This is a genomic window from Azospirillum rugosum, from assembly GCF_017876155.1.
GTDB lineage: Bacteria > Pseudomonadota > Alphaproteobacteria > Azospirillales > Azospirillaceae > Azospirillum > Azospirillum rugosum.
Genome location: NZ_JAGINP010000029.1, coordinates 65,562 through 84,005, shown reverse-complemented (window position 1 = coordinate 84,005; position 18,444 = coordinate 65,562). Strand labels below are relative to the sequence as shown.

At 67.9% G+C, this 18,444-nt stretch carries 23 protein-coding genes; 12 read left to right on the top strand and 11 right to left on the bottom strand.

Translation table 11 applies throughout. The annotated features are described in order from the left end of the window. The 3 genes from J2851_RS30405 to J2851_RS30395 all read right to left on the bottom strand — a co-directional run bounded on the left by J2851_RS30405 (position 1) and on the right by J2851_RS30395 (position 2,613). Positions 1 to 216 (bottom strand): hypothetical protein, encoded by a 216-nt coding sequence (locus tag J2851_RS30405; protein ID WP_209771305.1) that lies wholly within the window; start codon positions 214 to 216, stop codon positions 1 to 3. A gap of 199 nt (positions 217 to 415) precedes the next feature. Next, a complete protein-coding gene (locus J2851_RS30400) occupies positions 416 to 778 on the bottom strand; it encodes a hypothetical protein (protein WP_209771303.1) in 363 nt (120 codons plus the stop codon). 125 nt (positions 779 to 903) lie between these two features. Then, complete coding sequence (locus J2851_RS30395; protein WP_209771301.1) at positions 904 to 2,613, bottom strand: methyl-accepting chemotaxis protein; 1,710 nt, start codon at positions 2,611 to 2,613, stop codon at positions 904 to 906. 237 nt (positions 2,614 to 2,850) lie between these two features. On the opposite strand from J2851_RS30395, the gene J2851_RS30390 reads away from it, so the two are divergent. Then, positions 2,851 to 3,717 (top strand): 5'-nucleotidase, lipoprotein e(P4) family, encoded by an 867-nt coding sequence (locus J2851_RS30390; protein ID WP_209771299.1) that lies wholly within the window; start codon positions 2,851 to 2,853, stop codon positions 3,715 to 3,717. Positions 3,718 to 3,845: 128 nt separating this feature from the next. Continuing rightward, positions 3,846 to 4,385, top strand: a complete 540-nt coding sequence (locus J2851_RS30385; RefSeq protein WP_246501039.1) for a hypothetical protein — start codon at positions 3,846 to 3,848, stop codon at positions 4,383 to 4,385. Positions 4,386 to 4,394: 9 nt separating this feature from the next. Here J2851_RS30385 and J2851_RS30380 read toward each other — a convergent pair whose 3' ends face one another. After that, positions 4,395 to 4,613, bottom strand: a complete 219-nt coding sequence (locus J2851_RS30380) for a hypothetical protein (RefSeq protein ID WP_246501038.1) — start codon at positions 4,611 to 4,613, stop codon at positions 4,395 to 4,397. 287 nt (positions 4,614 to 4,900) lie between these two features. Between J2851_RS30380 and J2851_RS30375 the strand changes: the two genes are divergently transcribed. After that, positions 4,901 to 5,317 (top strand): GTP cyclohydrolase I, encoded by a 417-nt coding sequence (locus J2851_RS30375; protein ID WP_209771295.1) that lies wholly within the window; start codon positions 4,901 to 4,903, stop codon positions 5,315 to 5,317. 19 nt (positions 5,318 to 5,336) lie between these two features. Here the strand turns inward: J2851_RS30375 and J2851_RS30370 are convergent, their stop codons facing one another. Then, on the bottom strand, positions 5,337 to 5,531 hold the full coding sequence (locus tag J2851_RS30370) for a hypothetical protein (protein WP_209771293.1): 195 nt from the start codon (positions 5,529 to 5,531) through the stop codon (positions 5,337 to 5,339). A 527-nt stretch (positions 5,532 to 6,058) separates the two neighbouring features. On the opposite strand from J2851_RS30370, the gene J2851_RS30365 reads away from it, so the two are divergent. The 3 genes from J2851_RS30365 (at position 6,059) to J2851_RS30355 (ending at position 9,802) form a co-directional block, all read left to right on the top strand. Next, positions 6,059 to 7,942, top strand: coding sequence for a methanol/ethanol family PQQ-dependent dehydrogenase (locus J2851_RS30365; protein WP_209771290.1), 1,884 nt, complete (start codon positions 6,059 to 6,061; stop codon positions 7,940 to 7,942). An 85-nt stretch (positions 7,943 to 8,027) separates the two neighbouring features. Next, positions 8,028 to 8,477 carry a c-type cytochrome gene (locus J2851_RS30360; protein ID WP_209771287.1) on the top strand — a complete coding sequence of 150 codons (450 nt, stop codon included), beginning with the start codon at positions 8,028 to 8,030 and terminating at the stop codon, positions 8,475 to 8,477. A 41-nt stretch (positions 8,478 to 8,518) separates the two neighbouring features. Then, the gene (locus tag J2851_RS30355) at positions 8,519 to 9,802 is read left to right on the top strand and encodes a quinoprotein dehydrogenase-associated putative ABC transporter substrate-binding protein (RefSeq protein ID WP_209771284.1); all 1,284 of its coding nucleotides are present in this window, start codon (positions 8,519 to 8,521) and stop codon (positions 9,800 to 9,802) included. 4 nt (positions 9,803 to 9,806) lie between these two features. On the opposite strand, the gene J2851_RS30350 is transcribed toward J2851_RS30355, so the two are convergent. After that, positions 9,807 to 10,406, bottom strand: a complete 600-nt coding sequence (locus tag J2851_RS30350; protein ID WP_209771283.1) for a hypothetical protein — start codon at positions 10,404 to 10,406, stop codon at positions 9,807 to 9,809. Between the two features lie 77 nt (positions 10,407 to 10,483). On the opposite strand from J2851_RS30350, the gene J2851_RS30345 reads away from it, so the two are divergent. The 6 genes from J2851_RS30345 (at position 10,484) to J2851_RS30320 (ending at position 14,799) form a co-directional block, all read left to right on the top strand. Further along, entirely contained in the window at positions 10,484 to 10,996 is a 513-nt protein-coding gene (locus tag J2851_RS30345) for a DUF3280 domain-containing protein (RefSeq protein ID WP_209771280.1), read from the top strand. A 61-nt stretch (positions 10,997 to 11,057) separates the two neighbouring features. Next, a complete protein-coding gene (locus J2851_RS30340) occupies positions 11,058 to 11,480 on the top strand; it encodes a dihydroneopterin aldolase (protein ID WP_209771277.1) in 423 nt (140 codons plus the stop codon). Continuing rightward, entirely contained in the window at positions 11,477 to 12,103 is a 627-nt protein-coding gene (locus tag J2851_RS30335) for an amino acid kinase family protein (protein ID WP_209771274.1), read from the top strand. The genes J2851_RS30340 and J2851_RS30335 overlap by 4 nt, the downstream gene beginning before the upstream one ends. Next, the gene (locus J2851_RS30330) at positions 12,096 to 13,511 is read left to right on the top strand and encodes a DUF6513 domain-containing protein (RefSeq protein WP_209771271.1); all 1,416 of its coding nucleotides are present in this window, start codon (positions 12,096 to 12,098) and stop codon (positions 13,509 to 13,511) included. The genes J2851_RS30335 and J2851_RS30330 overlap by 8 nt, the downstream gene beginning before the upstream one ends. Then, positions 13,508 to 14,098, top strand: a complete 591-nt coding sequence (locus J2851_RS30325; protein ID WP_209771268.1) for a DUF447 domain-containing protein — start codon at positions 13,508 to 13,510, stop codon at positions 14,096 to 14,098. The genes J2851_RS30330 and J2851_RS30325 overlap by 4 nt, the downstream gene beginning before the upstream one ends. Further along, on the top strand, positions 14,095 to 14,799 hold the full coding sequence (locus J2851_RS30320; RefSeq protein WP_209771267.1) for a (5-formylfuran-3-yl)methyl phosphate synthase: 705 nt from the start codon (positions 14,095 to 14,097) through the stop codon (positions 14,797 to 14,799). Before J2851_RS30325 ends, J2851_RS30320 begins: the two co-directional genes overlap by 4 nt. A gap of 8 nt (positions 14,800 to 14,807) precedes the next feature. Here the strand turns inward: J2851_RS30320 and J2851_RS30315 are convergent, their stop codons facing one another. From J2851_RS30315 to J2851_RS30295, 5 genes are all read right to left on the bottom strand, one after another. Beyond that, positions 14,808 to 15,311, bottom strand: a complete 504-nt coding sequence (locus tag J2851_RS30315; protein WP_209771263.1) for a hypothetical protein — start codon at positions 15,309 to 15,311, stop codon at positions 14,808 to 14,810. A 90-nt stretch (positions 15,312 to 15,401) separates the two neighbouring features. Then, positions 15,402 to 15,584 carry a hypothetical protein gene (locus J2851_RS30310; protein ID WP_209771261.1) on the bottom strand — a complete coding sequence of 61 codons (183 nt, stop codon included), beginning with the start codon at positions 15,582 to 15,584 and terminating at the stop codon, positions 15,402 to 15,404. A 95-nt stretch (positions 15,585 to 15,679) separates the two neighbouring features. Further along, positions 15,680 to 16,495 (bottom strand): ABC transporter permease, encoded by an 816-nt coding sequence (locus J2851_RS30305; protein ID WP_209771258.1) that lies wholly within the window; start codon positions 16,493 to 16,495, stop codon positions 15,680 to 15,682. Further along, positions 16,492 to 17,298 carry an ABC transporter ATP-binding protein gene (locus J2851_RS30300; protein WP_209771256.1) on the bottom strand — a complete coding sequence of 269 codons (807 nt, stop codon included), beginning with the start codon at positions 17,296 to 17,298 and terminating at the stop codon, positions 16,492 to 16,494. Before J2851_RS30300 ends, J2851_RS30305 begins: the two co-directional genes overlap by 4 nt. Before the next feature lie 164 nt (positions 17,299 to 17,462). After that, the gene (locus J2851_RS30295; RefSeq protein ID WP_209771253.1) at positions 17,463 to 18,443 is read right to left on the bottom strand and encodes a PQQ-dependent catabolism-associated beta-propeller protein; all 981 of its coding nucleotides are present in this window, start codon (positions 18,441 to 18,443) and stop codon (positions 17,463 to 17,465) included. Between the last annotated feature and the right edge of the window lies 1 nt (position 18,444).

Sequence of the window (18,444 nt, the reverse complement as noted above, 5' to 3'; positions counted from 1 at the left end):
TCAGGAGCCCAGCACGGCGGCCACCGCGTCGATGCTCTTCATGATGGTGGGCAGGTTTCGTCCCGCTTCGGCCATCATCAGGGCCCACACCAAGTTCCGCTCGATCGGGATCAGCCGCTGGCGCGTCTCGACGTCGGCCAGCTCGCGGCTGAATTTGCGGACCGCGCTGATGGCCTGGGTCAGGCGCTGCGTGTCCGCGGCGATTACTCCATTCATGGGTCGTCCTCCGGAAGGGATTTCAACCGCTATGGTATTGCTGAGAACATGACAGGGCGAATGAACTGTCATTCATGCACGTTCCAACTGTCTTTTGTGCCGATTGGGTATGCCGTGCTGTTTCCCCGCGCAAAAAAACGCGAGAGCCCCGACCGGCGGGGATCCGGTCGGGGCTCCAGGGAAGAGCGCAGGGGGTGACTTACTTCTGGATGCCGAAGGCGTTCTGCTTGGCGAAGTTGCCGAAGCCGGCCGACAGGTTGTTGGCCTGGAAGTGGTTGCCGCCGCCGAAGGGCACGCCCAGCGGGCCGACCTTGGGGGACTTCTGCAGGACCGTGCCGTTCTGGATGGCCAGGTTGCCGACGCCGGCCGCGGTGTTGCCCATGCTGATGATGTTCGGCCCGCCGAGGAAGCCGCCGCCCGACTGCTTGGTGAAGGCGTTCTGCACCGCGACGTTGCCGACGCCCGCGGCGGTGTTGTTCAGGCTGGTGATGTTCTGCGCCATGGCCGGGGCGGACAGCAGGGCCAGCGTGGCGAAACCGGCGAGCAGCGAGGTGCGGATCATGGTGGTCTCCTGGGTTTGAGGCCAGGGCCCGCGCCCCGGCGTTGTCGATGACCAGACCCTACCCGCGCATGCCCCGGCCGGCTGTGAGCCGGTCCACACCACACGCGCATTTCATGGCGGTGCGATCACGCCCTGCCGGTTCGGACCCCGGTCAGGAAGCGTTCGACCTGGGCGTTGAGGTCGTCCGCCAAGTGCGCCAGCTTCCCGGACGAGTCCAGCAGCCGCGCCGCGCCGCCGCCGGTTTCCGACGCGGCATGCAGCACGTCCGCGATGGAGGAGGACACCTCGTTGGTGCCCGCGGCGGCCTGCTGGACGTTCCGCGCGATTTCCATGGTGGCGGCGTTCTGCCCGTCGACCGCCTGGGCGATGGTGCCGACGATGCTGTTCACCTCGCCGATGGTCGCGGCGATGGTCTTGATCGCCTGCACCGCGTCGGCGGTCGCGGCCTGGATCTCGGCGATCTGCTGCGAGATGTCGCCCGTGGCCTTGGCCGTCTGGTTGGCCAGGCTCTTCACCTCGCTGGCGACCACCGCGAAACCCTTTCCGGCCTCGCCGGCACGGGCCGCCTCGATGGTGGCGTTCAGCGCCAGCAGGTTGGTCTGGCCCGCGATGTCGTTGATGAGGTTCACCACGTCGCCGATCTGGTTCGCCTTGGACGACAGCCCGTCCACGATGGCGTTCGTGCCTTCCGCCTGCTCGGCCGCCTGCTTGGCCTTGGCAGTGCTCTCGCTGATCTGGCGCCCGATCTCGGCGATGGAGACGGCCAGTTCCTCGGCGGCGGCGGCGACGGTCTGGACGTTGACCGACGCCTTTTCCGACGCCGCGGCCACGGTCGTCGCCCGGCGTTCGGTGTGGTCGGCGTTGGTGTTCAGCGCCTGGGCAAGCGTCCGCACCTCGCCCGAGGAGGCCGACACGCTGTCGACCACGCCCTTGACCTCGTTTTCGAACCGGTCCGCGAGCGCCGCCATTTCGGTGCGCTTGCGCGATTCGGCCGCTTGCTCCGCTTCGGCCTGGCGACGGCGGAAGGCGTCGGCCTCCACCGCGTTCGCCTTGAACACTTCGACCGCGCCGGTGATCTGCCCGATTTCGTCCTTGGCGTCCGAATGCGGCAGCACGACGCTGAGATCGCCGCGCGCCAGCGTGAGCATCGCGTCCGTCAACCGGCGCAAGGGGCGCAGCGCGTTGACCGTCCACAGCCCGAAGCCGGCGGCGAGCAGCACCGCCATGGCGCAGAGCGACACCATGAGCGTCTGGAAGCCGCTCGCCACCGCGCGGGCGCGCGCGGCGATCGTCTGGTTCTTCTTCTCCTGGAGGTCGATGAAGGCGTTGATGCGGGCCAGCCATTCGGTCAAGGCGGGCCGGGCGTCGGTCATCAGCCCGCGTTCGGCACCGGCGCTGTCGTTCGCCTTCTTTGCCGCGACCACCGCCTTGATCATGGGCAGGGTCCGCACCTCCGTCTCCTTGATGGCGGCGAGCATCGACCGCTCCTCAGGATCGATGTCGGCCATTTGGGCGAACATCGTGTCCAGGGGCTTGGCCGAGTCCGCGTAGAAGGCCGCGAGGCGATCGATGTCGGCCAGCACGCCGGCCAGCACGGCGGGATCGGCGGTCAGCACCACGTCGCGCAAGGCGATCGCGCGGTCATGCACGCTGCCGCGGAAATTGATCGCGTAACGCTGCTTGACGCTGTTCACGTCGTTGATGCGGTTGAGATCGGCGTCGATCTTCCGCACCTCGTGAACGCCGATGGCGGTCAGGCTGATCAGCAGCAGAAGCACCACACCGAACCCGAGAACCAGGCGCGTGCGTATGGTGGCGCGGTGAATGGAAAACATATCGGTCTAGCACCGTTATGATGGGTTGTTCGACAGTTTAGATTCAATATCGTTAACAATCCGTTCTTTACCGAGCGGTGTTTCAATGAAGGTTTGAAGTCCGTTTTAAGGCGGCAACTTGGGATTGAGGACGCCGCACCGAACGCGGCCAAGCCATGGCCCGCATCTCCGCCATCGCCAAACAGCCGTGACTGTGCTTCGATGACGGTTCCATGACGTTGATCGGTGGGTGAATCGATGCGCAGTTCTGCTGAGTATGGCCGCTGGCCGCTGCTGTCGGGTGCGGTTTTCCTTGCCTTCCTGGCCGGTTCGGCGATGGCGGCCGATCCCGTGCCGCAGAACGACCTGTTGAACGCCGAACTGTGGATGCAGCGCTCGGTCGAATACAAGGCCAACTCCCTGGCCGTCTACGCGCTGGCCAAGGTCCGGCTGGACCAGGCGCTGGCCGACAAGAGCTGGACCGCGGCGACCGAGCAGACCGGCAACTACCAGGAGCTGCCGCCGGCCGTCGTGCTGGATCTGGATGAGACGGCGATGGACAACTCGGCCTATCAGGCCGGGCTGGCCGCCACCGGCGCCGACTTTTCGCCCAAGACCTGGGATGTCTGGGTGCGGGCGGAGAAGGCGACCGCGGTGCCGGGCGCGGTGGAATTCACGCAGTATGCGGAATCGAAGGGCGTCAAGGTCTTCTACGTCACCAACCGCTCGGCCGACCAGGAGGAGCCGACGCGCAAAAACGCCCAGGCGCTCGGCTTCCCGATGGGCGGCAACGTCGATACCTTCCTGATGTCGAAGGAAAAGCCGGACTGGGGCTCGGCCAAGAGCACCCGCCGCAGCTACGTCGCCAACGACTACCGCGTCCTGCTGCTGCTCGGCGACAACCTCGGCGACTTCAGCGACGCCTACAACGGCAGCGAGGCCGAACGGCTGAAAGCCTTTGAGCAGGCGAAGGCGCATTTCGGGCGCGACTGGCTGATGCTGGCCAATCCCGGCTACGGCTCCTTCGAGAGCGCGCCCTACGGGCACAACTTCAAACTGTCGGCGGACGAGAAGCGATCCAAGAAGATCAGCGCGCTGGAGCCCTGGACGGCGCCGGCCCAGTGACCGACCGCGCGCGGGCCGGGGCGTCCTGCTTGCCCCGGCCTGCGCGCGTTCTACGTTCCTGTCACGGCAACCGTACGTCGGGCTACCCCATGGTTGGCCTTCCCCGTTTCCCGATCCTGGCCCTTTGCATGGCCGCGACGGCGTGCTCCTACGGGCGCGTCGTCGCCGACCTGCCGTCCTCCGCCTACACCGTGAGCGAGGTCGCCTACGCGGCGTCCAACCGCGATCTGCGCGTGGTCATCCACGGCAACCCCTTCGGCATGGACCCGCAGAGTTTCGGCCAACTGGTCACCGACAACATGCAGAACCGGATCATCGGCGTGAGGACACGCTTCACCACCACGCCGAACGAGACCGCAAGGCCCGGCTATTGGGTGGCGCTTGCCTTCAACCCGTCCCAGACCATGCTGACCTCCTACGTGTGCAGCGGCCAGCCGATCCCGACGCGCCCGCCCGGCGGACCGATCGTGGTGCAGGGCGCCTTCTGCCGTGGAAGCGGCTTCGCGGGGCTGCTGTCCGGCGGCGCCCTGACTTCGGCGACCGGCTGGCTCGACAGCCCTCAGGGGCCGACCGATCCGGGGTTCAAGTCGCTGATCAGCGACATGACCTTCTCGCTCTTCCCGACCGCAAACCAGGGCAGCGACCGGGGCCGATGCACGGGCTGTTAGCCCCCGCCCTTACGCGCCCTGCTGCTTGATCCGCTTGCCGACGGAGCACTGGATCCGCTGCAGCAGGTACTTGGGATGGTCGTTGATCCACTTCGCGCCTTCGATCTGGCCGGCGATCGGGCAGCTGGACATGGTCAAGGGCTCTTCGTCCGGGATCACCGGGCTCACCGTCCGGCATTGGGTCGGGTCGGACGCAAGGCAGAAAATCATCGACAGTGTGACGAACATCAAACGCTCCAACGTGCAACAGCACACATGTGCCGACTTTGAATGGGCCAGCTTACGCAAGGCACATGCCACGCCCGCGCACGGGGGCATCCTGCCCCTCTGTCAGCCGCCTAAAAATGAGTCAGGCCACACGCTTGCCGAATCATTAGGCATCAAAGGTTAACATTGCCTAAACGGCAACGCCGTCCGATGCCGACGGCCGAAGGTGGCTAACCGGAAGAGCGTCGCACGCTCCCGGGGGGCTTGCGCTAGCCTGAGATCGGCGGACGCCCGCCAGAGGTTTGAACATGGACCAACCCATGGGCACGGATGCCGCCGCGACGGCGCCGCCGGACGGCACGCCCGCGGCGATCCACGGCTGCGACGGCATGGTCCTGCTGCGCGGCATCGCCTTCCGCCCCGCTCCTGCGCTGTGGCGCGCCGGCATCGTTCACATCGCCTATGTGCCGGACCGGCGCGTGAGCGATGTTTCCACGCTCTTGCGGATCATCGACGCCAACGCCCGCCTGTTCTCCATGCAGGAGCGGCTGACGGTCCGCATCGCCGAGGCCGTGGATCGGACGCTGCGCCCGCGGGGCGTCGCCGTGGCGGTCGAGGTGGCGCACCAGGCCGCCATCGTGACCACCAGCCGCATGCTCGGCGCCTTCCGCAGCGACGCCGACCTGAGGCGCGAATTCCGCAGCCTGCTTCACCCTCGCCCGTAAGGGGCTCCCCTGGCGGCCGTCACGCCGCGGGCTGTTCGCACTGCCACCGTCGGACGTTCCAGTTCGGGTGCTCCATGAGCCAACGCACGACGTGGAAGTAACCGCCGTGCGTGCAATCGATCGCCGTCGCGAACCGCTCGATCGACGGCGGTCGTTCGATCGCGCATTGGTCCGGCTGAGCCGCCAGGCAAACCACCAGAACGAGTTCAAACATGGATGTCCATTCCTGACATGAGTGCGAAGGATCCGCCGCTTCCCGCAAAGACTGCCAGGGCGGGTGAATGGCGGAACCATGTCTTCAACAGACGCCGACGCACTTTGCCGATCACCTACCGCGATATAGATTGCCCACAAAGACCGGCAAAGAGATCGCGCTGCTGTGCAGCAAAAAATGCTGCTTTGCACAATCATCGCGTGACACTGGAAATAAATACGACGAAAAAACCATTTTCAAAGGATTGACCACTTACCACCTATTCGTGATCATGCCCGGCGCAAATTGTCAGATTTGACCTGTCAGCCCTTTTCTATTTCAGCAATGCCTTGACGAAAACGTCGCTTCAACATAGCATTAAGTCCTAATTTGGCGCCGCGTATTCTGAGCTTTCAATTCAGAATGAAACGTCTCGCGCAACAAAGCCGCTGTGCATTCAGTCCCACGCTCATAAGAACGGACCCAACGGTTTCCGGGTACCCATTGGTTTTTGGGTAACAATAAGGGCCAACACGGGAGGGAGCGTCATGAAGGTACTGTCTCGATGGCTTCTAGCGTCGGTCGCTGTACTCGCAGCCGGTTCCGCCTCTGCGAACGACAGCATTCTTAAAAATCAGGCGAACCCGAACAACTGGGCGTCCCAGCTCGGCAACTACGCCGGGCAGCGGTACAGCCCGCTCGACCAGATCACCACCAACAACGTCAAGAACCTTCAGGTCGCCTGGTCGTTCTCGACCGGCGTCCTGCGCGGCCACGAAGGTGGCCCGATCGTCGTCGGCGACGTGATGTACATCCACACGCCGTTCCCCAACAAGGTCTTCGCGCTGGACCTGAACAACCCCGGGCGCGTCATCTGGAAGTATGAATCCGTCCAGGATCCGACCGTGATCCCGGTCATGTGCTGCGACACGGTCAACCGCGGCGTCGCCGTCGCGGACGGCAAGGTCTTCCTGGCGCAGGCGGACAACACGCTGGTGGCGCTCGACGCCAAGACCGGCAAGGAGCTCTGGAAAGCCAAGAACGGCGACCACACCAAGGGCGAGACGCTGACGGCGGCCCCGCTGGTGGTGAAGGACAAGGTCTTCGTCGGCATCAGCGGCGGCGAGTTCGGCGTGCGTGGGCACCTGACGGCCTACGACACGAACAGCGGCAAGATGGTGTGGCGGGCCTTCTCCACCGGTCCCGACACGGACGTGAAGATCGACCCGTCGAAGACGATGATGATGGGCAAGCCCATCGGCCAGAAGGATCTGGGCGTCTCCACATGGCCGGGCGAGGAATGGAAGCGCGGCGGCGGGACGACGTGGGGCTGGTACACCTACGATCCCGACCTCAACCTGATCTATTACGGCACCGGCAACCCCGGCACCTGGAACCCGGTGCAGCGGGCCGTCGACAAGGACCGGAACAAGAGCGACAACAAGTGGTCGATGACCATCTTCGCCCGTGATCCGGACACCGGCGAGGCGAAGTGGGTCTATCAGAAGACGCCGTTCGACGAGTGGGACTTCGACGGCGTGAACGAGAACATCCTGGCCGACATTCCCATCAACGGCCAGCAGCGCAAGGTCCTGGTCAACTTCGACCGCAACGGCTTCGCCTACACGCTCGACCGGGCGACCGGCGAACTGCTCGTCGCGAAGAAGTTCGACCCGACGGTCAACTGGGCGACCGAAGTCGACATGACGACCGGGCGTCCGAAGGTCGTCGACAAGTACAGCACCTTCGCCAACGGCGAGGACAAGAACACCACCGCGGTCTGCCCGGCGGCACTTGGCACCAAGGACCAGCAGCCGGCGTCCTTCTCGCCGGACACCGGCCTGTTCTATGTGCCGACCAACCACATCTGCATGGACTACGAGCCCTTCTCGGTCTCCTACACGGCCGGGCAAGCCTATGTCGGTTCGACCGTGTCCATGTACCCGACGCCGAACTCCCACGGCGGCATGGGCAACTTCATCGCCTGGGACGCGGCCCAGGGCAAGATCGTCTGGTCGCGGCCGGAGCGGTTCGCGGTGTGGAGCGGCGCCCTGTCGACCAAGGGCGGCGTCGCCTACTACGGCACGCTGGAAGGCTACCTCGTCGCCGTCGACATGAAGGACGGCAAGGAGCTGTGGCGGTTCAAGACGCCGTCCGGCATCATCGGCAACATCAACACCTACACCCACAACGGGAAGCAGTATGTGGCCGTGCTGTCCGGTGTCGGCGGCTGGGCGGGCATCGGCCTTGCCGCGGGCCTGACCCAGGAATCCGGGGCCCAGGCGTGGCACAACGCGGTCCATCCGGGCCACGCCGAGGGAACGGGGGTGGCGACCGCCGGCCTCGGGGCGGTCGGCGCCCACCAGTCGCTGGGCGAGTACACCCAGCTCGGCGGTGTCCTGACGGTGTTCCACGTTCCGGACCAGAAGTGATCGGCAAACCGCCCCCGGTGCGACAACGCACCGGGGGCTTTGCTTTCTGCTTTCCGATTGCGACCTGATCCGAGCAAGGAATTCCATGTTGACGAAACGCAGATTTGGTTTGTGGACCGGCATCCTGGCGGTGGGTTTCGGCACCGTCGTCGGCTTCACCGCCCTGGCGGAAGACGCGCCCGTCACCCCCGACGGAACGCCGGCCTACATCGTCAAGGACGGCCAGGTGGACAAGGGGACCTACAACGGCTATCGGCGGTTCCACGCGACCTGCCACACCTGCCACGGCTTCGACGCGTCGGGATCATCCTTTGCCCCCAACCTGACGGATTCGCTGAAGCGCCTGAGCTACGACGACTTCAAGGACGTCGTCGTCAACGGCCGCCAGAACCAGGGCGCCACCGGCGACAGGGTGATGCCGTCCTTCGGCCTGGACCCGAACATCATGGAACATCTGGACGACATCTACCGCTATCTGAAAGCGCGTGCCGACGGCGCGCTTCCGGGCGGACGTCCGCAGCGTCTCGGCGGCTGAGCTGGAGAAGGCCCATGGCACATCCAGCGACACGTTTTTGCATGGCGGCTCTCCTCGCGGGTGCCGCGGCGTCACCGGCGCTCGCCGTCGAGGTGACGGAGCGCGAGGCCGTGCGGGTCTGCGCCGACGGGAACCTGCTGCCCTTCTCCAACGAAAAGATGGAAGGCTTCGAGAACGAGATCGCCAAGCTCATCGGCGAGGATCTGAAAAAGCCGGTGACCTACACCTGGTGGCCCCAGACCATCGGCTTCGTCCGCAACACGCTGGGCGCCCGGAAGTGCGACCTCGTGATGGGCACGGCGTCCGGCGAAGAGCTGATGCAGAACACCAACCCCTACTACCGCACCGTCTACGCCCTGGTCTACCGCACAAAGTCCGGGATCAGGGCGGAGTCCGTGGGCGATCCCGCGCTGAAGGACGCCCGCATCGGCGTGGTGGAGCGGACGCCGGCCGTCAACCTGCTGCGCCGCTACGGCATCACCAAGACCGAGCCGTACCAGCTCAACACCGACACGCGCGTGAACAACCCGGCCCGCGACGCCATCGCGGACGTGGCGACCGGGAAGACCGACGCCGCGGTGATCTGGGGGCCGATCGCCGGCTACTTCGCGGCCCAGCAGTCGGAACCGCTGACCGTCGTGCCGCTGATCAAGGAGCCGGCGGTCGCCCACTTGCAGTTCAACATCTCCATGGGCATCCGCGGCGACGAGCCGGAATGGAAGCACTGGCTGAACGATTTCATCAAGCGCCGCCAGGACGACATCGACCGCATCCTGCTGCGCTACCACGTGCCGATCATCGGCCCGGACGGCACGCTGAAGACCGCCGACGCGTCGGCGCCGCCCGGTTACCGCATGGACAACTACCGCGCGCCGACGCCGGCCGGCCTCACCGGGGCCTCCACCGTGACGGTGGCGGAACTGCGCGGGCTGATCGAGCGCCATCCGGACACGCGGCTGGTCGACGTGATGCCGACCCCGCCCCGCCCCGCGGACCGGGCGCCGCCGGCCGTCTGGGCGCCACCGCCCCGCCGCAGCCTGCCGGGCGCGGTCTGGTTGCCCAACGTCGGCTACGGCAGCCTGTCCACCGACCAGGAACGCTATTTCCGCGCCGGGCTCGACGCGGTGAGCAAGGGGGAGAGCCCACCACGGCTGGTCTTCTTCTGCGAGCCGGACTGCTGGATGTCCTGGAACGCGGCCAAGCGCGCCGTGGAGTGGGGCTACAGCAACGTCTATTGGTATGCCGACGGCGCGACCCGCTGGCAGGAGGCGGGCTACGCGCTGGAAACGGTCCAGCCCTTTGCCGGCGGCGGGGCATCGAATTGATGGATCAGTCCAGGCGGGCGGCGATCTCCCGCGCGATGCGGCCCGCCTTCTGCTCCAGCTTGACCGGCTGGTCGCACAGCGCCGACTGGTAGCGCCGCCGATCGTCGAGGATGCGCCGCCGCCACGCGATGTCGTCCTTCAGCGCCGCCGCTTCCGGCGCGTCGGCCGGCAGCTCCTGCAGGCGGGTTAGCGCCTTGTCGATGCTGTCCAGCAACTCGCGCTGCTGGTGGGCGTAGCGGTGGATGGCGGCGATCGCCGCGCTGCGGTCGCGGTTGAGCGCGTCGAACGCGCCGGCGAACAGCGCGGTCAGCGCCGCGTTGCGGTCCGGCCCCAGGCCGTCGGCGAAGCGGGCGATGGCCTCCTCTTCCTGCTCGGCGTCGGCCCGGCGGTTGAGGATGCGCTTCAGCACCGGCTCCATGCCGGGGATGTCGCGCCAGTCCTCCGCCTTCCCGTCGATGGGGTCGCCGGACCAGATCTGGCCGGGCGACAGCGTCGGCACCAGGATTTGGACGCAGGGCCAGTCCGGATCGCGCTCGGCCGCCGGGGCCGAGGCCGGTGCCAGGGCAATGAGAACGGCGACGAGGGCAGCGGAGCGGTGAAGCATGGTCCGATTCTGCAAGAGGACCGCAGCCTTGCCCATGCGCGCATTCGGATAAGGCCGACCAATAAGGCAGGGGCTTCATGAGGATCTGCGTCGCCGCCTTCGTCACGCTGGCGCTGCCGTTCGCACCGGCCATGGCCGATGCGCCGCCCAAGCTGCTGGTCTTCGACCTGGAGCTGGTGGACACCAGCCAGGAAGGGGCCAACCCGGACCATCCCGGCCGCCTGGAGCGGGTGACGGCGCTGCTGCGCGACGGGCTGAAGGACGGCGGGCGCTACGATGTGATCGCCGTGCGCGACAGCGCCGTCGCGGCGGAGGTTCCCGCGTCGCTGCAATCCTGCAACGGCTGCGAGATCGACCTGGGGCGGCGGGCGGGCGCGGACATCGTGGTGACGGGATTCATCCATAAGATCAGCACCCTGATCCTGAACATCCAGATTACAATGCGACGCGTCGGGACCGACGGCCAGGGCGGCGGCATCGTCGCCATCGGGAACGCGGACATCCGCGGCGACAACGAGCGGTCATGGCGGCGCGGCGTCGAATGGCTGCTGCGGAATCGTTTGATGGCCGGGTCTGATGACCGGCGATGAACCCTGAACACTGCCGAGGCGGGGGACCTTCGCCCCTGCCCGTTACGGGGAGGAGGATGGCTTGGCCGACGACGCACTGTTGTCTTATGTGCCGTACCGGCCGGCGGCGAGCCGCACCCGGTATTACGACATCACGCTCCGCGACTATGTCGACCAGTTCAAGATCGGGGTCTGGGACCGCGAGAAGGGGCGCACGCAGCGCGTCCGGATCAACGTGACGCTGACGCTGCCCTGGCCTGACAGACCGATGACCGACAATCTGGACGAGGTGCTGTCCTACGATTTCCTGATCGACGGCATCCGCGCCCTGCGCGACGGCGAGCATGTGCACCTCGTCGAAACACTGGGCGACCGCATCCTCGCCCTGTGCTTCTCCATCCCGGAGGTGACCAAGGCGCGGGTCCAGGTGGAAAAGCTGGACGTGGTGCCGGAATCCGGCGGCGTGGGCGTGGTCATCGAGCGTTCACGACCTGAGGAAGCATGAGCAGCGCCCCGCTGTGGGTCGTGAAGCTGGGCGGCAGCCTGTGGCGCACGCCGGAACTGCGCTGCTGGCTGGAGATCCTGGCGGCGGCACGGCGCGTGCGGGTCGTGGTCGTTCCCGGCGGCGGCCCCTTCGCCGACGCGGTGCGCGAGGCGCAGCCGGCGCTCGGCTTCAGCGACCGCGCGGCGCACCGCATGGCCCTGCTGGCGATGGAGCAGTACGGGACCGCGCTGGCCGACCTGGAACCGCGGCTGACCCCCGCCCGCACCGTCGCCGACCTGCGCAGCCTGCCCAGCCCGGCCGTCTGGATGCCGCTTCCCCTGGCGGCCAGCGCCGACGTGACGGAGAGCTGGGACGTCACGTCGGACACGCTGGCGGTCTGGCTGGCCGGCACGCTCGCCGCGTCTTGCACGGTCCTGGTCAAGTCCGCTCCCTTGCCGAACAGCGCGTCGTCCGTGCAGGACCTCGTCGCGGACGGCATCGTCGACCCGGCGCTGCCGGAGCGGATGGCCCGCTTCGGCGGGACCGTATGGTGCGTGTCGCGCGACGACCACCAGCGCTTCGCCGAAGCGCTCGACCAGGGCTCCCCCTGCGGCACCCGCCTGATGGAACCCGACGATGACTGAGGCGCCGGGCCACGTCCTGCTTCTGACCGGCGAGTTGGCCGAACCGCGCCTGCGCCGCGTGCTCGCCGCGCTGGAGCCGCTGGAGTTCCGGACCACGGTGGTCAACCTCGGCATCAAGGTGGCCGCACTCGCCACGACGGAGATCATCCTGCGCCGCCTCGCCTCCACGGAAGGCGCCGACCGGGTGCTCCTTCCGGGGCGCTTCCGCGGCGACCTCGACCGTCTGTCGGCGCATTTCGGCGTGCCGTTCGAGCGCGGCCCCGACGAGCTGGAAGACCTGCCCCAGCATTTCCAGCGCCAAGCCGCGCCGCTCGACCTCAGCCGCTACCACACGAAAATCTTCGCGGAGATCGTCGAGGCGCCCCTGCTCGACGTGCCGGCCATCCTGGAGCGCGCCGCCCGGTTCAAGGCAGATGGGGCGGATGTGATCGATCTCGGCGGGCTGCCCGACCACCCCTTCCCGCATCTGGAAGACGCGGTGACGGCGCTGCGCGACGCCGGCCACACCGTCAGCGTGGATTCCCTTGAGCCGAGGGAGTTGCTGCGCGGCGCGTCAGCCGGCGCCTCCTACCTGCTGAGCCTGACGGAGGCGACGGCCTGGGTGGCGAGCGAGACCGACGCGGTGTCCGTCGTCATCCCGACCACGCCCAGCGACCTGCCCTCCCTTTATCGGGCGCTGGAGGCGATCGGCGCGGAGGGGCGCGGCTGCATCGCCGACCCGATCCTGGAGCCGATCCATTACGGCTTCACCGACTCCCTGCTCCGCTACCGCGAGGTCCGCACGCGCTTCCCGGAGCTGGAAATCCTGATGGGGATCGGCAACGTGACCGAGCTGACCGACGCCGACACGGCGGGCATGAACGCGCTGCTGATGGGCGTCGTCTCCGAACTGCGGATCGACCATGTGCTGGCCGTGCAGGTCAGCCCCCATTGCCGCCGCACCATCCGGGAGTTCGATGCGGCGCGGCGCCAGTTCTTCGCCGCGCGGGAGGCCGGCGCCCTGCCGCGCAACGTCGGGGCCGGCCTGCTCTGCCTGCGCGACCGCAAGCCCTTCGCCAGCACGCCGGAACAGGTCGCCGACCTCGCCGCCCGCATCCGCGATCCGAACTACCGGATCGAGGTGACGGAGCGAGGCATCCACCTCTACAACCGCGACGGCCACCATGTGGCCGGCGACCCCTTCGCCCTGTTCCCGCACATCGACACCCGCGGCGATGCCGGCCACGCCTTCTACCTGGGGGCGGAGCTGGCGCGCGCGCAGATCGCTTGGCAGCTCGGCAAGCGCTACGCCCAGGACAACGAGCTGCGCTGGGGCGTGGCGGTGGACGCGCCGGACGAGGACCCGTCCGGGTTCCACGCCGTGGGCACGACAAAACCCCCCACCAAGCCGGAAAGGCGCAAACCGTGACCTTCATCCGCGAAACGATCATCACCAGCGTCGATGCAGCGGGGAACGTTCACATCGCCCCGATGGGCGCCACGGTGACGGAAGGCGGTTACATCCTGGCGCCCTTCCGCCCGTCGCACACGCTCGACAACCTGCTCGCCACGCGCTGCGCGGTGGTGAATTTCGCCGACGACGTCCGGGTGTTCGCCGGCTGCGTCACCGGGCGCCGCCGCGACTGGCCGACCGTTCCGGCGGAACGCATCCGCGGCGCGGTCCTCTCCGACGCGCTGGCGCACGAGGAGGTGGAGGTGGTCGCGGTTGAGGACGACGGGCAGCGCCCGCACCTGCATTGCCAGCCAGTGCACCTCGTCACCCACAGCCCGTTCCGCGGCTTCAACCGCGCGCAGGCCGCCGTGGTCGAAGGGGCGATCCTGGTCAGCCGGTTGCACCTCCTCCCGCCCGAAAAGATCGACCGCGAGATGGAGTACCTGTCCATCGCCGTCGGCAAGACCGCCGGCCCCGTGGAGCTGGAGGCCTGGGGCTGGCTGCTCGACCGCATCGCCGCCCATCGGGCGCCCACGGGGGCGGGCACGGAGAGCGCCGCATGACCCGCCTGCTGGCGAGCGTCGCCAACCTGGATGAACTGGCGCTCGCCGCGCGGGGCGGGGCGGACATCCTGGATTTGAAGGACCCGAAAGCCGGCGCGCTCGGCGCCTGGGCGCCGGACGACATCGCCCGCGCGGTGGACACGGTTCACCTATGGCCGGTCCGCCCGCCACTCAGCGCGACCGTCGGCGATCTGCCGATGGAACCCGCGGCGGTGACGGACCGCGTGGCGCGGACCTGGGCCTGCGGCGTGGATTACGTGAAGATCGGCCTGGTCCCGTCCGGCGACCCGGCCGCCTGCGTCGCCGCGCTGGCGCCCGACGCGCGGCGGGGCGCCCGCATTGTCGCGGTGCTGTTCGCCGACCTCTGGGACGATGCCGGCCGGCTGCTGCCCGACATCGCGCGGGCGGGCTTCGCCGGGGCCATGCTCGACACCGCGGGCAAGGGCTCCGGCGGTTTGCTGCGGCAAAAGGACATCGGCCAGCTGGCAAGGTTCGTGGAGCGGGCGCGCGCCCTCGGCCTGCTCACCGGGCTGGCCGGCTCGCTGGCCGTGCGGGACATAGCGGCGCTGTTGCCGCTCGCCCCCGATTACCTGGGCTTTCGCACGGCCCTGTGCGCCGGCGCGGATCGGGGCGGCGCGCTGGACCCGGCCGCCCTGGCCGCCGTCCGCTCCGCCGTCCCGAACCACGCCGACATTGCCTGATCAGGCCGTTACTGCCCGGAGCCCTGCTTCGGCGGCCCGGACGAGTTGTTGCCACCCTGCGACACCGACCCGCCGCCGATGGTGCCCTGCCGCTGCCCGGCCAGGGAGTTGTCCGGCAGCGCACCCGCGCCGCCTGACGCGCCCGAAGATCCGCCGGAAGATCCGGACGACGTGGTCCCCGAGGACGTGCCCCCCGCGCTGTTGCCGGATGAGCCGTCCCCCGGTGAGCCATAGGTCGTCGTAGTCCCCGAGGATCCCGACGACCCGCTCTGACTGCCACCCTGGGTAACGGCGCCGCCGACCGTTCCCTGCCGCTGTCCGGCCAGGGAGTTGTCCGGCAAGGCACCCGTGGTCGGGCTGGAGCCCTTGCTGCCCGAGCTTTGGGATCCGGAATTCTGGGGCGAATTTTGCGGCATCGTACCGCCCGTGGACTGGGCCGACGCCGGAAGCGCGAACGTGGCCGCGGCCAGGGCCAGCAGCGACGCACCAGCCGCGATTTGCAGGTGTTTCATCGGACGTTCCCTCCGGTTTGGTGATGGGAGGCCCGGCGTTCCGCGCGGGCCTCATCAACAACCAACCGTCGAAGCGCCCGCTCGTCCCGGCTACCGCTCGTCCTTCGCGCTGCGGTTCTCGCGGGACGCTTCGCCCATATGGCCGATCTCGTCCTTCGCCTTCTCGTCCCGGCCGGCGTCCTGCGGCTGGTCCTTCTTGAACTCCTGCTTGTCGCCGAGGACGCTCTTTTCGCCACGGGGCTGCTTCTGGTCCTTGTCAGACATCCCGGTCATGACGGTATCCTCCACTCATGCCCGCCCGGCGGGATGACCGGACGGTCTTCTGATCCGTCAACCGGGGGGCGCCCGCGCAGTTCCCCCCTGCCCGCTCAGCCCTGTTCCGCCGGGCCGCCGCGGCGCGCCCAGAAGCCCCGTCCGGGATCGTAGGCGAGGATGGCGCCGCCCAGGAACAGGACCAGGCAGGCCGACACGGCGAGGAAGGCCGTGCCGTTGAATTGCAGGTACAGGGCGAAGCGGATCAGCTCCACCGCTTGCGTGAAGGGATTGATCTCGGCGATCCAGGCCAGGGTCGGGCTCCCCTCGCGGATGCGCCACACCGGGTAGAGGGCGGATGAGGCGAAGAACATCGGGAAGATGACGAAGTTCATCACGCCCGCGAAGTTTTCCAGCTGCCGGATGAAGGACGACAGCAGCAGGCCCAGCGCCCCCAGCATCAGCCCGCTCAGCACCAGGGCCGGCAGCACGGCGAGGTAGCCGGCCACGGGCGGCTGGACCTCCCAGAACCAGGCGATGGCGAAGAAGACGTAGGCTTGGGCGATCGACACCAGCACGCCGGCCAGCAGCTTGCACACCAGCAGGTACCAGCGCGGCAGCGGGCTGACCAGCAGGGTCTTCATGCTGCCCATCTCCCGGTCGTAGACCATGGACAGCGAGCTTTGCATCCCGTTGAACAGCTGGATCATGCCCACCAGCCCCGGCGTCACGTAGTCCTCGTAGAGGATGTAGGTCTCATAGGGCGGGATGATCGACAGGCCCAGCACCGCGCGGAACCCCACCGCGAAGATGGCCAGCCAGACCAGCGGCCGCACCAGGGCGGCGAAGAACCGCTCGCGCTGGTGCACGAAGCGCAGCCCCTCGCGGACGATCACCGCGCGCAGGCAGCGCCAGTAGAGCGATGCGTTCATTCCCGCGTCCCCTTTTGGGTTCCCTTCGCCTCCGTCAGCCGGGCGAAGGCTTGCCCCAGCGTCGCGGCACCGGCGGCGACACACACCGCGTCCACCAGCCCTTCCGCAAGCACGCGCCCGCGGTGCAGGACCACCACACCGTCCCCCTGCCGCGCCTCGTCGATCAGGTGGGTCGCCCACAGCACGGCCAGCCCCCGCTCCCGGCAGAGGTCGTGCACGTGGTCGAGCACCTGCCGGCGCAGCTCGATGTCCAGCCCCACCGTCGGCTCGTCGAGCAGCAGCAGGCTCGGCTGGTGCAGCAGCGCGCGGGCGATCTCCACCCGCCGCCGCTGCCCGCCGGACAGGGTGCGCACGCGCTCGTCCGCGCGCTCCGACAGGCCGATGCGGGCGAGTTCCTCGGCCGCGCGCTCCTCGATGACGGCGGGCGCCAGGCCGTGCAGGCCGCCGTGGTAGCGCAGGTTCTGCAAGACCGTCAGATCCGGGTCGAGCGTCGGCTGCTGGAACACCACGCCGATGCGCGCCAGCGCCTGGGTGGGGTGCTGGCGCATGTCGAAGCCGAACACCCGGATGCTGCCGCGGCGGGTGTTGTAGATCCGCGTGATCAGCGAAAAGAGCGTGGTCTTGCCGGCCCCGTTGAGCCCCAGCAGCACGGCGAACCGCCCCGCCGGAATGCCGAAGGAGACATCGTCCAGGACCGTCCGGTTCCCGAAGCTGTGGCTCAACCCCTCCACCGCCAGCACCGGCTCCGCGGCGGGGCGGGGGACGGCGTGCCGGTCGGGAAGATCCGTTTCGAAACAGGCCATGTCACCTCTCTTCACCCGGAGCTGTCGCGCTCGGCCATCAAACCCTCTCCCCTCTGGGGAGAGGGGAGGGTGAGGGGGTCCCGCCACCTTGGTACGTCCGGCACAAGCGCAACCCCCTCACCCTAACCCTCTCCCCAGAGGGGAGAGGGGATAATGGCTGCGCTTCACGGCTTCACGATCACGCCCCAGGGGGCGCCGCCGACCGAGACTGACTTCACGACCCGGCCGCGCTCCAGGTCCATCACCGACATGTCGTTGCTGACGCCGTTCGTTGTGTAGAGGCGCTTTTCGTCCGGGGACAGCGCGAGGTTCCAGACGCGCTGGCCGACGAGGTGGTAGCGCTTCACCTCGAAGGTCTTGGCGTCGATCTCGGCGACCCGGTTGGCGGGGCCGAGGGCGACGAAGGCCCGCTGCCCGTCGCTGGTGATCTGGATGCCGACGGGCTGGATCGCCTCGCGCGGGACGCCCTGGACCGCGAAGCTGATCTTGTGGACGACCTTGCGCGACGCGGTGTCGATGATGCTGACGGTCCCGCCGACCTCCGACGACACCCAGACGAACTTGCCGTCCCCCGTGAAGCGCGCGACGCGGGGCCGCGCGTCGACCAGCACGTTGTCGATGATCTGGTGCGAGCCCGTGTCGATGAAATGCGCCATGTTCGTCGTCTCGGACGTGTTCACCAGGAACTTGCCGTCCGGGCTGATGCCCATGCCTTCCGGCTCCACCCCAACCTGGATCTCGCCGACGATCTTCTTGGCGTCGGTGTCGACCACGGAGACCATGTTGTCGTCCTCGTTGGCGACGTAGAGCAGGTGGCCCTTCGGATCGAGCACGAACAGCTCCGGATCGGGGCCGGACGGCAGCCGGTCGACCACCTTCTGCGTCGCCACATCGATCACGTCGATCCGGTTGTCGTCACCGACGCAGACATAAATCTGTGTCATGTCCTCGTTGAAGGTGATGCCGCGCGGCCGGCGCCCGACCTTGATCGTGGCGACCACCTGCATCTTGCCGCCGTCCACCACGGAGACGGTGTTGCTCTTCTCGTTGGAGACGAAGATGGTGTCCGCCTGCGCGGACGGTGCGACGGCAAAACCCAGCAGCGCTAAAAGGCCCAGGCGGGCCGCCCCTCCAGCAAACGACATG